The sequence below is a fragment of the Actinoplanes sp. SE50/110 genome, from assembly GCF_900119315.1.
Classification (GTDB): domain Bacteria; phylum Actinomycetota; class Actinomycetes; order Mycobacteriales; family Micromonosporaceae; genus Actinoplanes.
The window spans coordinates 2,603,875-2,618,007 of the sequence record NZ_LT827010.1; the positions used below are offsets into that span (position 1 = coordinate 2,603,875).

Consider the following 14,133-nt stretch of genomic DNA (forward strand, 5'->3'; position numbering starts at 1 on the left):
AGAACCGCCGGCGGCGGAAGGCGACCTTGCTGACCTGCGGTTCAGCCTGACCGGTACGCCCCGGGTCGATCACTGTCCCGGCTGACCACGGCGCGGCCGGCAGCCGCCTACGACATGTCGTGCAGTTTGTCGCCCCCGGTGCCGATGACCTGACCGTTTCGGTCGTAGGCCAGCAGGACCGCGTCAGTGGGGTCGTTCGTGCGCACCCCGAAGCGGTGCGTCGTCATGCTGCGCTCGTCCACGACCGGAAGCAGCTTGGGTGGGTCGTCCGAGTCCGGCGCGGTCTTGGGGGCGGGCAGTTCCGGCCACAGCGGCACGTCGACCGGCTTGGCGCCCTGTACCGGGACATACACCAAACGGACCACGTCCGGGCCCGCCTGTCCCTCGATCCCGATGTGGCCGGCACCGTCGTCACCAGCCGCGAAGTTCAGCTGCTCACCGGCCATCGCCGGCCCGGTCAGGTCCGAGCAGACGTATCTGCCGTCCCGCAGTCCCATGCCTCCGCACGGGCCGCTGCTGAACACCTGTGACCAGACCGGATCCTGCGCGTTCGCCGCCGCGTACACCTGCGCGGTGACCGCTCGATCATGCGTGACCGCCAAGACTCCGGCGATTCCCGCGGCGGCCGCCGTGCAGTACAGCAACGCCGTGCGCGGTCGGCCTACCACCGCGAGACCCGGCAGCAGCCGTACCCGCCCGGCCGCCGCCGGCCACAGGCTGACCGCCCCGCCGCAGCACACCGCCACCGCGCACCACGCCCGCGCGTTGTCGTGCAGGAACCCGCCGACCGGCAGCACCGCCCCGACCTGCACGGACATCGTGACCAACACGACCACGCCGGCCGCGATCCGGCCACGGTGCGGCCCGGCGATCAGCAGGATCCCGGCCAGCACGGTCCAGATCTGGTGGTGAGTCCACGACACCGGCGACACCGCCACCGTCGCGCACCCGATCACCACTGCGGCCAGGGCTACCTGTCCCCGCCGGTGGTACTCCCGAGCGCACAGGAACGCGACCAGACACACCAGTCCGGCCAACGCCGTCCAGGCGACCATGCGCTCGCTGGTGGGAATCGCGTAGCGCAGCAGCGTCCCGTTCAGCGACTGGTTCCCGGTCGACGACAGGTCGCCGATCCGCGACGTGGTGAACACCGCCTGGGTCCAGAACGTCCCCGAGACGGCCGGCCACACCGCGAAGGCCGCCGCCGCGCACGCCGCGAAGGCCACCCCGGATCGGATCGCGTCCCGGCGCCGGCCGACCACCCACAGATACGGCACGAACAGCAGGGGGGTCAGCTTGATCGCCGCCGCCACGCCGATGAGCACGCCACCTGCCCGGCGGGGCAGCAATCCGAGTGCATCCACCAGGGCCAGCAGCACCACGAAGATGCTCACCTGCCCGAACCGCAGATTGCTCTGCACCGGCGCCGACGCCAGCAGCATCGTGGCCGCCGCGAGCATCACCACCAGGAATCTCTGCCGGCCGGCGATGCCGTTGCGGACCGTCAGGGCCGCCGCCAGGGCCATCACCCCGGCCACCGTCACCAGCGTCCAGGCGACCTGCACCATCGGTTCCGGCACCGCGCCCAGCGGCCAGAACACCAGCGCCGCAAACGGTGGATACGTGAACGGGTCGCCGTTCTCCGCCGCATACGAATACAGCGGGATCCCGTCCCGCATCGCGCGCACCGCGCCCAGATAGACGTGCAGATCGGCAAGCCGGTCATACGCCGGCCGTGTCAACGCCGCAATCACCGACCACCCGGCGAGCGCGACGAACACACCGACGGACACGAACAGGGCGACTGTCCGCATGCGGGGCGACATCCGCGACCACCACCGGGCCCAGGGGGACACCGGACCTTGCGCGCTGAGCCGTTCCTCTGCGACTGTCACCGCGCCGCCCGCCGAGACGCACATACACCGAACACGGACGCACTCCCCGGATCCAGACCCAGATGATCGTCCAGGACGGTACCAAGGCGCGCCCGCAGCACCTTCCCCTTCTTCGCTTCGGCCACTTCTAATGGGGAACTGGCGATGCCAAGTCGCCGGCGTAGGTCATTTGCGAAGGGCCGGCGAGACGCGGCTGAGTATGCGCGGCTATGACCAGCCACGTCCAGCGGTCCTCGGCGGCGGGCCGCTGCCGGCGCACTGATCTGCAGAGGACCCGCGCTGGGTGTCGTGCCGGCTGCCCAGCGCGATGGTCGGCACGCACCGTAGTCACCCTTGATGACGTAGCAAACCCTCTGCAGCGACGGTGGGGTGGAGCGGAAGGCTGAACGGCGCGCTCAGTGGGGAGTCGGCGCTCCTTCGGGGGTGTTGCGGCTGATCGCGGTGGCGGCGAGCAGGACGACCGGTATGAGGGCCAGCGCCGTGCGGCTTCCCGCTGAGCCGGCGATGTGGGCGAAGACGGCGGCGCCGGCCGCGGCGCCGGTCAGGTCCATGGTGCTGAGCCAGGACATCGTTTCGGTGACACGGTCGGGTGGGGCCAGGTCGCCGCCGGTGGTGCGCAGGGTGGCGAAGAGGGTGCCGATCATCAGGCCGGTGAGTGGGCAGAACAGGAGGACCGCCGCGGGGGACAGCCACGAGCCGAGCGCCAGAGCGGCGGATCCGGCGGTGAACAGGCCGAGCCGTTGGCGCAGCCCGCTGCCGCGGCGCAGCAGGGCCGGTGCGGCGCCCACGGCGAAGCTGCCCAGCACGCTGCCGACGGAGAGCACGCCCAGGTACACCCCGGCCAGTCCGGCGGCGTGAAATTCCCGTGCGTAGCCGGGCAGCACCACGTCGGTGGCGGTCACCGCGCTGACGAAGAGTCCGTTCGCGACCAGCAGCCGGCGCAGCGACGGCGTGGCGAGCAGACCCGGCCGGCGCGGGAGCGCGGCAGCGAGCAGACCTGGTCGGCGCGGGAGCGCCGCAGCGACCGGACCCGGTCGGCTCGGGAGCGTCGTGCCGAGCCGATCCGGCTGGCGCGAGGGCGGCGCAGCGACCCGTCCCGGCCGGTGCCGGGGCGACCCGGTTCGCGACGGTGTCGCGGTGACGCCGATCAACAGGACGACCGTCCCGGCGGTCAGCGCCGTGATCACCACGAACGGGGCGACGGGGGACACGGCGACGCTGAGCCAGCCGGCGACCGCCGGTCCGACGATCAGGGCGGCGCCCGCCATCGACGAGTCCAGCGCCATCGCGGTGGACAACGTCCCGGCGTCGGTCACCCGACGCCAGAGTGTGCGCATCATGACCGCCACCGGCGGACCGGTCGCTCCCATGATCGCGGCACAGGTCAGCATCACCACGGCGGGCCCGGTCCGGCCGGCCGTGGCGACCAGCGCGACGGTGGCCGCCACCTGTGCGGCGAGGCAACCGATCAGGACCGGACCGGCGGCGAACCGGTCGATGAGCCGGCCGCGCACCGGCGCGCTGACCCCCTGCCCGACGGCCGAGGCACTGACCGCCAGTCCGGCGGTCGCCAACGAATAGTGGTCGCCGATCAGGAGCAGCAGACTCAGACCGGCCATGCCGGGTGCCAGTTTCGACGCCAGGCCGATGATCGCGTACCGCCGGAAGCCGGGTCGGTCCAGCAGCGCCCGGTAGGCGGCGGGGGCCGCGTCCGCGCCCACTACCGCGCGGTCCTTGCACGCAGGGCCGCGACCGCCCAGTCGAGCATCGGCGCCAGGCTGTCCGGCACGGGCCGGCCGTTGACCACGGCGAGCAGCGACAGATACCGGTCTCGGCGCGGGTCGTTCATGCCCCTCAGCAGCGTCTCGAACCGCCGGCGCAGCGCGGCGTCGTCGGGGTGCCCGGTGATGTGCGCGTAGTGCCCGACGAGCGCCGCGATGGTCGGCTCGGCGGTGGGGGAGCCGGGGTCGATGCCGGCCCGCAGCGCCGGGGCGACCTGGGCCCGGATCGCGTCGGCGAGGACCCGGGGCAGGCCGGTGCGGTCGTCCGCGGCCCGGTCGCCGGCCATCTCGCGGGCCATGCCGTGCAGGGTGGCCCGGAAGTCGTCGTCCTGGAACAGGCCGGCCAGTTCCACCCACGCCTCGATCTGTTCCGGCTCCGGGTCGGCCGGCAGGTCGGGCGTCATCGAGCGGGCGACCGCGGGAAGGGCGGGGTGCTCGTGCAGCCCGGCGAAGACGGCGCCGAGGAAGTCGTCGATCAGTTCCCGGCGTTCGCCGGCGGACAGCCTGGCCAGCTGGTGGATCACCTCGAGCTGGGCGGGGCCGGCGCCGCGCCGGGCCGCCACCGTCAGCACCGCGCGGCGGATCCGCAGCACCCGGATCTGCGCCTGCAGCGCGTCGGCGTGCGCCGCGGCCACCTCGGGGAGGGTGCTCTGCCGGTCCACCACCGTCCGGATGGTGGCCAGGTCGATGCCGAGCTCGCGCAGGGTGCGCACCAGGTCGAGACGGGCGACGGCGTCCGCCGCGTATCGCCGGTAGCCGGCCGGGCTGCGGGTGGCCGGAGCGACGACGCCGAGATCGGAGTAGAACCTGACGGTCTTGACGGTGAGCCCGGTCCGGCGCGCCAGGTCGCCGATCGAGAGGAGCATGTCGCCGTTCATGCCGATATCCTCACGTCTCCCCCCGCTGGAGACTCAAGCGGCGATCAGGGGATGTAGTCCTCCAGCCGGGCCGGGGTGAGTCCGGACTTGTGGATGATGTTGAGGACGGCGAGGAAGTCGTCGATGAAGGCCGGCCGGAAGTGCATCAGGATGATGTCGCCCGGGGCGATCAGGTGCGTCGGGCGCTGGAACCGGATGATGCCCTTGTCGGTGGTCTCCATCCAGGTGAACGACGCTTTCAGGCCGCAGTCGTGGACGGCGCGCAGCGTGTTGTCGTTGTAGGAGCCGAACGGCGGGCGGAACAGCGTGGGGCGTTTGCCGTACTGCTTCTTCAGCTCGTCGGCGCCGGCGCAGATCTCGTGTTTCTGCGCGTCGTACGACAGGTGCGTCATGTTCGGGTGGGTGATCGTGTGGTCTTGGATCGTGGCGCCGGCGCCCTGCAGCGGGGTGAAGAACGTCGGGTTGTCCTTGATCGCGTTGACCTCGAGGAACAGGGTGACCGGCACGTTCGCGGCCTGGAACAGCTTGAGTGCTTCCGGATTCTTCTCCCAGCCGTCGTCGATCGTGATGAACGCGATCTTCTCGGTGGTGGGGATCCGGGCGAAGTTCGGCGCCTTCGGGCCGGGCGGCAGGGTGACCTTGGTGGGGGCCGGTGCCTGCTCGGTGAAGGTCGGGACGCGGTGCCGCAGCGCGGCCGGCAACGCCTGGCGCGCCGCCGACTCCTGGGTCGTCGACTCGGTCGCCGGTGACGTGCCGCCGGCCGCGGAGGGGCTGACGAAGGTGGGGGTGGCGCTCTTGTCACCGGAGCCGCTGCACCCGGCGAGGATCGTCAGCAGCGCCCCCGCGGCTGCCACGCGTGCCACCATGCTCATTCTCATGCCTGCCCCCGGGTCTGTGCGTCGTCTGAGTTAAGACGCAGCCGGCCGGACGGTTGTTTACCGGGGCGGTTCACTGTGCGGTTCGTCATTAGGGTGACCAGTATGGCGTTGCTGCACAAGGCGGAGATCCGCCCGACGAAACTCGAACTGCTCAGCGGCTGGCTGCCGACCCGGCCGTGGTTTTCCGGTCCGGCGAATCCCGAGGTCACCCGGGTGGCCGCGGCCCGGTTCGACGATCCGGCCGGCGAGGTGGGGCTGGAGGTGATGCTCGTCCGGGTGGGTGACGGGCCGGTGCTGCACGTGCCGCTGACCTACCGGGGTGCGCCGCTGGCCGGGGCCGAGGCGATCGGCACGACCGAGCACAGCGTGCTCGGGACCCGCTGGGTGTACGACGCCTGTCACGATCCGGTCTTCGTCAGCGTGCTGGGCGAGGTGATCCGCTCGGGTGGCACGCAGGCGGCCGAGGAGGTGCACGACGGCGAGCGGGTCGTGGTGCGGGAGCCGGGCCTGCTGCTGCGCGGCGCCGGCTCCGCCGCGCCGGCGCCCGGCGATCCGGTGAAGGTCGCCGAGGGGGAGGTGGTCCGGATCGAGACGACCGGGGGCGGCATCGAACTGTTCCGTACGCCGTGGGCCGCCCCGTTGCCGGGCGACGCGGTCCTGACCGGCATGTGGGCGGGCCGCCCCGAGCCGGTGGTGCTGGCCCGCCTCACCGAGGGGGACTGACCGTCCGCGTGTGGACGGGGCCGGACCCGGTGGAGCGGAAACCGATCTCCGCGGGCGTGTCCGGTCCACAATGGTCACGGGAAGATTACGAAGCGTATTGAGCCTAGTGACTTCCATGCGGATCGATCGGAGGATCCCGGGAGAAGCGCCCTGTCACCCCTTCGGGCGCCAATCCTCCGGAGGACCCGCACGTGAGACAACCATCCCGCTGGTTAACCTCCGTCCTGGCGATCGGCCTGGCGGCCGGCGTGACGACGGTGAACGGTTCGCTGCCGGCCACCGCCGCGCCGGCCGCACCGGCGCCGGACACCGCACCGGACACCGCGCCGGACACCGGAACCGTGGCGCCCAAGGAGTCGCCGACCGGCACGCTCGGTGCGCACGACGCCGGGCTGCTCGCCGCGGCCCAGGCCGAGCACAAGCCGAGCGTCACCGTCATCATCGCCACCGGCCAGGGCCGGTCCGCCGACGTGGCCGGCCGGCTGAAGGCTCTGGGTGGCACCGTGGCCCGCCGCTTCGACCAGGTCGGCTACGTGCTGGCCTCGGTGCCGACCGGCAAGGTGCTCAGCGCCGCGAAGCTGCCCGGCGTCACCGGCCTGGACCTGGACGAGACGGTCAAGGTGCCGGAGCCGGACGTGGCCGCCGACCGCGGCGCCGGCAAGCAGGCCCCGCTTCCGGCCGGCCCGGGCGCGGACACCCCGGCGGACAACCCGTACCTGCCGACCGGTGAGACCGGCTCGGTCGACTTCAAGCGCCGGCATCCCACCTGGGACGGGCGCGGCGTGACGATCGGCATCATGGACAGCGGTGTCGACCTGGCCCACCCGGCCCTGCAGAAGACCACCACCGGCGAGCGGAAGATCGTCGACTGGGTGACCGCCACCGACCCGCTGGTCGAGAGCGACGCCACCTGGCGGGCCATGCGCACCCCGGTGGCCGGGCCGAGCTTCACCTATGCCGGCGCGACCTGGACCGCACCGGCCGGCAACTACCTGATCAACCGGTTCGCCGAGTCGATCACCGCGGCCTCCGAGCCGGCCGGTGACGTCAACCGCGACGGCGACACCACCGACGTCTGGGGCATCCTCTACGACCCGGTGAGCCACGACATCCGGGTCGACGTGAACCAGAACAACGACTTCACCGACGACGCCGTGATGCGGCCGTACGCCGAGAAGCAGGACGTCGGCTACTTCGGCGTGGACAACCCGGCCACCCCGGTCGCCGAGCGGATGCCGTTCGTCGTGGAGTACCGCGAGGACGTCGACCTCACCCCGGCGGGTCTGCCCGGCCAGGTCGCCGACTTCGTCAACATCGGCATCCCGGAGGGTCTGCACGCCACCCACGTGGCCGGCATCGCGGCCGGCAACGACCTGTTCGGCAACCGGAACTTCGACGGCCAGGCGCCCGGCGCGAAGATCGTCTCCGCCCGGGCCTGCTCCTGGGGCGGCGGCTGCACCGCGGCCGCGCTGACCACCGGCATGGTCGACCTGGTGGTCAACCGGCACGTCGACGTGGTGAACCTGTCGATCGGCGGCCTGCCCGCGCTCAACGACGGCTCCAGCGCGCAGGCGCAGCTCTACCAGCAGCTGATCACCAAGTACGGCGTCCAGCTGTTCATCTCGGCCGGCAACTCCGGCCCGGGCGTGAACACCATCGGCGACCCGTCGGTGGCCACCGACGCGGTGAGCGTGGCGGCCAGCATCAGCAAGCAGACCTGGCTGGCCAACTACGGCTCGGAGACCCGCAAGGCGCGGCAGCTGTTCCCGTTCTCCTCGCGCGGCCCGCGCGAGGACGGCGGCTTCAAGCCGAACATCACCGCGCCCGGCTCGGCCATCTCGGCCACCCCCACCTGGGAGCCGGTGGCCGGTCTGACCACCGTCGGCTACACCCTGCCGGTCGGTTACGCCATGGAGAACGGCACCTCGATGGCCGCCCCGCAGGCCACCGGCGCGGCCGCGCTGCTGCTCTCGGCGGCCAAGCAGACCAAGCGGACGGTGACCCCGGCCCAGCTGCGGCGCGCGATCTACTCCACCGCCGACCCGATCCGCGGCGAGCAGACGTACGAGCAGGGCACCGGCCAGCTGGATGTGCCGGCGTCGTGGAAGCTGCTGACCCGGATCGCCGAGGTGCGCGGCTACACCTCCTCGGCGGCGGTCTGCACCCCGCTGGCGCAGTATCTGACCCCGCCCGGGGTCGGCACCGGCATCTACAACCGGTGCGCGGCGTCGGCCGGCGGCTTCCGGCCGGGGCAGACCAGGGTGGTCACCCTGTCGCTGACCCGGACCAGCGGACCGGACCGGACCCTGCTGCACACCCTGTCGTTCCAGGGTGACCGGCACGCGTTCGCCACGGTGCCGGTGATCGGGCTGCCGCTGAACAAGACCGTCAAGGTGCCGGTCCGGGTCACCGCCGGCAGGGGCGTGACCAGCGCGCTGCTCAGGGTGGACGACCCCGTCACCCCGGGCGTCGACTTCGAGGTGCTCAACACCGTGGTCGCCGGGCTGGACGCGGTGCAGCCGGCCTACGCCAGCACGTTCTCGGGCGCGGTGGACCGGAACTCGACCACCTCGTTCTTCGTCACCGTGCCGGCGAACGCCACCACGCTGCAGGTGGACCTCGCGGGCCTGACCGCCGGCTCGCAGACCCGGTGGACCGCGATCAACCCCTACGGCGTGCCGGTGGAGTCCAACTCCAGCCCGAACTGCTACACCAACTACTCCGACCCGGCGACGTGCAAACCCGAGGAGCGGTCGTACGACAACCCGCTGCCCGGCGTCTGGGAGCTCGCGGTCGAGTCCCGGCGGACGTCGCCGGTGCTGAGCAATCCGTTCACGCTGACCGCCAAGGTGCAGGGTGTCACCGTCGAACCGGCCACCGTGTCGCTGCCGTCGGTGCAGGTCGGCACGGCCACCCCGGCCACCTGGACGGTCACCAACCGGTTCGGGCCGATCGCGGTCGTCCCGCAGGGTGGCCCGCTGGGCAGCGCGCTGAGCCAGCGGCCGACCATCGAGCAGGGCGGCGTGCAGGACTACCCGGTGGTGGTGCCGGCCGGCGTGAGCCGGCTGACCGTGGTGATCGGCAGCCCGGCCGACCCGGCCGCCGACCTGGACCTGTTCGTCTACGACCAGAACGGGGTGCAGGTCGGCAAGTCGGCGGACGGCGACTCGGAGGAGGCGGTCACGGTGAACGCGCCGGCGGCCGGCACGTACAAGGTGGAGGTGCAGGGCTACTCGGTGCCCAGCGGGTCGACCGCGTACGACTACCGGGATGCCTACTTCAGCCCGGCGCTGGGCAGCGTGGACGTGCCCGGCGCGCCGGTGCCGCTGGCGGCCGGCGCCGGCGCGTCGGTGACCGGCTCGGTGACCGTTGCCGCGGTCCCGCCGGCCGGCCGGCACCTGTTCGGTGAGGTCACCTTCCAGACCGACGAGGGCGCGGTCGTCGGCCGCGGCGCCGTCGAGATCGGGACCGTCACCGGGTAGGGCCGCTCAAGGACCGGGGACGCCGCTGTCAGAGGGCGTCCCCGGCTTTGCGGGCGGCGATCAGAATCGGATCCCAGACCGGGGCGTAGGGCGGGGCGTAACCCAGATCCAGCCCGGTCATGTCACCCACCGTCATCTCATTCCACACCGCCACCGCGCAGGCGTCGATCCGTTTGGCCGCCTCCGCCCGGCCGACGATCTGGGCGCCCAGCAGGCGGCCGGTGCCCCGCTCGGCGATCAGTTTGACGGTCATCGGGGCGGCGCCCGGGAAGTAGCCGGCCCGGCTCGTCGACTCCACCACGGCGCTGACCGTGCCGAAGCCGGCCTGCTCCGCCTCGGCCGCGCTGAGGCCGGTGCGGGCCACCTCCAGATCGCAGACCTTGGTGACCGCGGTGCCGATCACGCCGGGGAACGTGGCGTGGCCGCCGCCGATGTTGATGCCGGCGACCCGGCCCTGCTTGTTGGCGTGGGTGCCGAGCGGAACGTGCATCCGCCGGCCGCTGACCCGGTGCAGCACCTCGGTGCAGTCGCCGGCCGCCCAGACCCGCTCGCCGACCCGCTGCCCCAGGTCGGTGCGCAGGCCGCCGGAGTCACCGCACGGCAGGCCGGCGGCCTCGGCGAGCGCCACGGCCGGTCGTACGCCCAAGCCGACGACCACGACGCCGGCCGGGACCGTCCCGGCGTCGGTGACCACCGCGGTGACCTTGCCGTGTGCCGACTCCAGGGCCTCGACGGTGACCCCGGTGCGCAGGTCGATGCCGAGGTTGCGGACCGCGGCGGCGACCAGTGCGCCCATGTCCTCGTCGAGGGTGCCCATCGGCTGCGCGGACCGCTCGATCAGGGTGACCCGCAGGCCCCGGTTGATCATCGCCTCGGCCATCTCGACGCCGATGTAGCCGCCGCCGACGACGACCGCGGTGGCCGGCCGCTCCGCCGCCAGGAAGGCGTCGAGTGCGGCGCCGTCCTCCAGGGTCTGCACCCCGAAGACGCCGCGCGCCCCGGTCCGCGCCCAGGGTGGGCGGACCGGGGTGGCGCCGGTGGCGTAGACCAGGTCGTCGAACGGCTCGGTCCGGCTCTGCCCGGCGTCGAGATCGCGGACGGTGACCCTCCGCGCCTTCAGATCGATGTCGGTCACCTCGTGGCGGGTGCGCACCTCGATGCCGGCCTTGGCGAACTCCGCCGGGGTGCGGGCGACCAGCGCCTCGGGGCCGTCGACCGCGCCGCCGATCCAGTACGGGATGCCGCACGCCGAGTAGGAGACGAAGCGACCCCTCTCGAAGGCGACGATGGCCAGCTCGTCCGGGCCCCGCCTGCGGCGTGCCTGGGACGCCGCCGACATGCCCGCCGCGTCCCCGCCGATCACGATTAATCGCACTCGCCCATTGTGCCGGGATGCGCGCCCCGGTTTCGGCCGGATTTCCGGCGGGTGTTGCCTCTCGCATCGGGCTCCTTCTATGGTGACCCCCATGCGTCGAAGCGCTTCGATGCGGTGGTCCGCCCACGATGTCGAAGCGATCCGACGCCCGTCCTCGTCCTCGCCTGCTTCGAGGGAGATCGCCATGCGGAAGAGACGCGGCCTCGCCGCCCTGGCCGCCGCCCTGCTCACCCTGCCCTTGACGGCCGCGCCCGCGCCCGCGGCCGAGAGCTACCCGTTCCGGGACCCCACCCTGGCGCTGCCGGCCCGCGTCGACGACCTGGTCGGCCGGCTCACCCTCGACGAGAAGCTGTCCCTGCTGCACCAGTACCAGCCGGCCATCCCGCGGCTCGGCATCGCCGTCTTCAAGTCCGGCACCGAGGCGCTGCACGGCGTGGCCTGGTCCACCGACTACACCAACGGCGGCGCCAAGACCGACGCGACGGCCACCGTCTTCCCGCAGGCGGTCGGCCTGGCCAGCAGCTGGGACCCGGCGCTGGTCCGGCAGGTCGGCGCCGCGGTCGGCGACGAGGCCCGCGGGCTGCACGCGCAGAATCCGACGGTGTGGGGCCTCAACCTGTGGGCGCCGGTGGTCAACCTGCTGCGCGACCCGCGCTGGGGGCGCAACGAGGAGGGCTACTCGGAGGACCCGCTGCTGTCCGGGACGGTGGCCACCGCGTACGGCAGGGGCCTGCAGGGCGATGACCCGGACCATCTGCTGACCGCGCCGACGCTCAAGCACTACGCGGCCTACAACAACGAGACCGGGCGGGACCGGACCTCGTCGAACGTGCCGCAGCGGGTGCTCAACGAGTACGACCGCAAGACCTTCGAGATCCCGCTGCGCGCCGACGCCGCGACCGGCGTGATGTCGTCCTACAACCTGGTCAACGGACGGCCGGCGACCGTCGACCCCGACCTCGGCGGCCTGGTGCGCGGCTGGAGTGACCGGCGGCTGTTCAACGTCACGGACGCCGGGGCGCCGACCAATCTGACCGGTTCGCAGGGCTACTTCGCGACCCAGGCCGAGGCGGACGCCGCGATCGTCAAGGCGGGCGGGGACAGCTTCACGGTCGACGACACCGACGGCGCTCCGACCGTGACCGCGCTGAGGCAGGCGATCGACCAGGGACTGCTGAGCGTGCGCCAGGTGGACACCGCGGTCGGCGACGCCCTGAGCATCCGCTTCCGGCTCGGCGAGTTCGACCCCGACGGCGGCCCGTACGCCGGGATACCCGCGTCCGACGTGGACAGCCCGGCACACCGGCAGCTGGCCCGCGAGGCCGCGGCCTCGTCGATGGTGCTGTTGAAGAACACCGGCGTGCTGCCGCTGGCGGCCGGCGGATCGGTCGCAGTCTCCGGGCCGCTGGGCGACACCGTCTACACCGACTGGTACGGCGGTCAGCTCCCGTATCGGGTCACCCCGCTCGACGGGATCAGCGCGAAGTCGCCGGCCACCTATGCGCCGGGCGCCGACCGGATCGCGCTGAAGGACGTGGCGACCGGGCGGTACGTGAGCGCCGCCGACCCGTCCGCGGTCGCCGCGACCGCCGCCACGGCGGGCAGCGCCGCCCAGTTCGACGCGGTGGACTGGGGCGACGGGGTGTCGACGCTGCGCAACGTCGGCACCGGCAAGCTGCTCGGCTACAACTGGGGGCCGTTCGTGACGAAGGAGTCCGAGCCGACCGGCTGGTTCGTGCAGCAACAGTTCAAGGTGGAGGACCAGACGGACGGCACGGTGGTGCTGCACTACGCCGGGTACGAGACACAGGAGAGCTGGTTCGGCCCGAACACGTACGTGACGATCGGCGCGGACGGCCGGCTCGGGCTCGGCCCGGCCGCCTCGGCAGCCCACTTCGCCAGGGAGGTCATCGCCGACGGGGTGGCCGCGGCGGCCACCGCGGCCCGCCGGGCGCGGACCGCCGTGGTGGTGGTCGGGACGAACCCGTTCGTCGCCGGGCGGGAGGCGCACGACCGGACCGGGCTGGGGCTCGGCGCCCGGCAGGAGGCGCTGATCGAGGCGGTCCGGGCGGCCAACCCGCGCACCGTCGTGGTGGTGCAGAGCAGCTACCCGGAGGCGATCACCTGGGCGCAGGCGCACGTACCGGGGATCGTCTGGACCACGCACGCCGGCGCGGAGACCGGGCACGCCCTGGCTGACGTGCTCTACGGCGACGTGAACCCGGGCGGGAGGCTGACCCAGACCTGGTACCGCGGGGTGGACCAGCTGCCGGCCGACCTGAACCGGTACGACATCGTCAAGACCGGTCAGACGTATCAGTACAGCTCGGCCGAGCCGCTCTATCCGTTCGGCCACGGGCTGTCGTACACCTCCTTCCGGTACAGCGGGCTGAAGGCCGGCGGCGGCCGGGTCACCGTCGCGGTGACCAACACCGGCAAACGCGCCGGCAGCGAGGTGGTCCAGCTCTACACGCACCAGCGGACGTCCCGGGACGTCACCGCGGTCGAGCAGTTGCGCGGCTTCCGGAAGGTGACGCTGCAACCCGGGCAGACCAGAGTGGTGAGCTTCCCGCTGACGCCGCGGGACCTGGCCCGGTGGGACGTCACCCGGCAACGGTGGGTGACCGAGAGCTCGGTGTACGACGTGCTGGTCGGCTCGTCGTCCGCGGACATCCGGCAGCGGGGCAGCGTCTCGGTCCGGGGCGAGACGATCCCGCCGCGCGATCTGTCCCGGGTGACCCGGGCGGAGACCTTCGACGACTACGCCGGGGTGCGGCTGCTGGATGAGACCAGGGCCGCCGGCACGGTGGTCGGCGGGGTCACGGCCGGCGACTGGATCGCCTTCCGGGACGCCGCGCTGCATGGCGGCCGGACGGTGACGGTCCGCGCGGCCGGTGCCGGGACGGTCCAGGTCCGGCTCGGGTCGCCGGGCGGGCGCCTGCTCGGCACGGCGACGGTGCGCGACACCGGTGGCGTCTACGCGTACACCGACGTCACCGCGCCGCTCGCCGCGGCGTCCGGCCGGCAGGACGTGTACCTGCTGCCCGGTCCCGGGCTGCGGATCGCGTCGTTCGATATCCGATGAGACTCGCGGCGGGGAGCCGGATGGGAGCGGGCTCCC

The 14,133-nt window shown here is 72.7% G+C and carries 8 protein-coding genes; 3 read left to right on the plus strand and 5 right to left on the minus strand.

The window, feature by feature from the left end:
* Positions 1-107: 107 nt before the first annotated feature.
* The 4 genes from ACSP50_RS11660 to ACSP50_RS11675 form a co-directional block, all read right to left on the minus strand.
* Positions 108-1,814 carry a glycosyltransferase 87 family protein gene (locus ACSP50_RS11660; RefSeq protein ID WP_052311559.1) on the minus strand — a complete coding sequence of 569 codons (1,707 nt, stop codon included), beginning with the start codon at positions 1,812-1,814 and terminating at the stop codon, positions 108-110.
* A gap of 476 nt (positions 1,815-2,290) precedes the next feature.
* Positions 2,291-3,616: an MFS transporter gene (locus ACSP50_RS11665; protein ID WP_014689389.1), complete on the minus strand. Its 1,326-nt coding sequence runs from the start codon at positions 3,614-3,616 to the stop codon at positions 2,291-2,293.
* Entirely contained in the window at positions 3,616-4,554 is a 939-nt protein-coding gene (locus ACSP50_RS11670; RefSeq protein ID WP_014689390.1) for a MerR family transcriptional regulator, read from the minus strand. The genes ACSP50_RS11665 and ACSP50_RS11670 overlap by 1 nt, the downstream gene beginning before the upstream one ends.
* 44 nt (positions 4,555-4,598) lie before the next feature.
* The gene (locus ACSP50_RS11675; RefSeq protein ID WP_231956907.1) at positions 4,599-5,408 is read right to left on the minus strand and encodes a polysaccharide deacetylase family protein; all 810 of its coding nucleotides are present in this window, start codon (positions 5,406-5,408) and stop codon (positions 4,599-4,601) included.
* Positions 5,409-5,534: 126 nt separating this feature from the next.
* On the opposite strand from ACSP50_RS11675, the gene ACSP50_RS11680 reads away from it, so the two are divergent.
* Together ACSP50_RS11680 and ACSP50_RS11685 are read left to right on the plus strand one after the other, a co-directional pair.
* Entirely contained in the window at positions 5,535-6,155 is a 621-nt protein-coding gene (locus ACSP50_RS11680; RefSeq protein WP_014689392.1) for a hypothetical protein, read from the plus strand.
* Between the two features lie 191 nt (positions 6,156-6,346).
* Complete coding sequence (locus tag ACSP50_RS11685) at positions 6,347-9,637, plus strand: S8 family serine peptidase (protein ID WP_014689393.1); 3,291 nt, start codon at positions 6,347-6,349, stop codon at positions 9,635-9,637.
* 28 nt (positions 9,638-9,665) lie between these two features.
* Here ACSP50_RS11685 and ACSP50_RS11690 read toward each other — a convergent pair whose 3' ends face one another.
* A complete protein-coding gene (locus ACSP50_RS11690) occupies positions 9,666-10,976 on the minus strand; it encodes an FAD-dependent oxidoreductase (protein WP_052311560.1) in 1,311 nt (436 codons plus the stop codon).
* A gap of 220 nt (positions 10,977-11,196) precedes the next feature.
* Here ACSP50_RS11690 and ACSP50_RS11695 point away from each other — a divergent pair, with 220 nt between their 5' ends.
* On the plus strand, positions 11,197-14,097 hold the full coding sequence (locus tag ACSP50_RS11695) for a glycoside hydrolase family 3 protein (protein WP_014689395.1): 2,901 nt from the start codon (positions 11,197-11,199) through the stop codon (positions 14,095-14,097).
* The last annotated feature ends 36 nt before the right edge of the window (positions 14,098-14,133 follow it).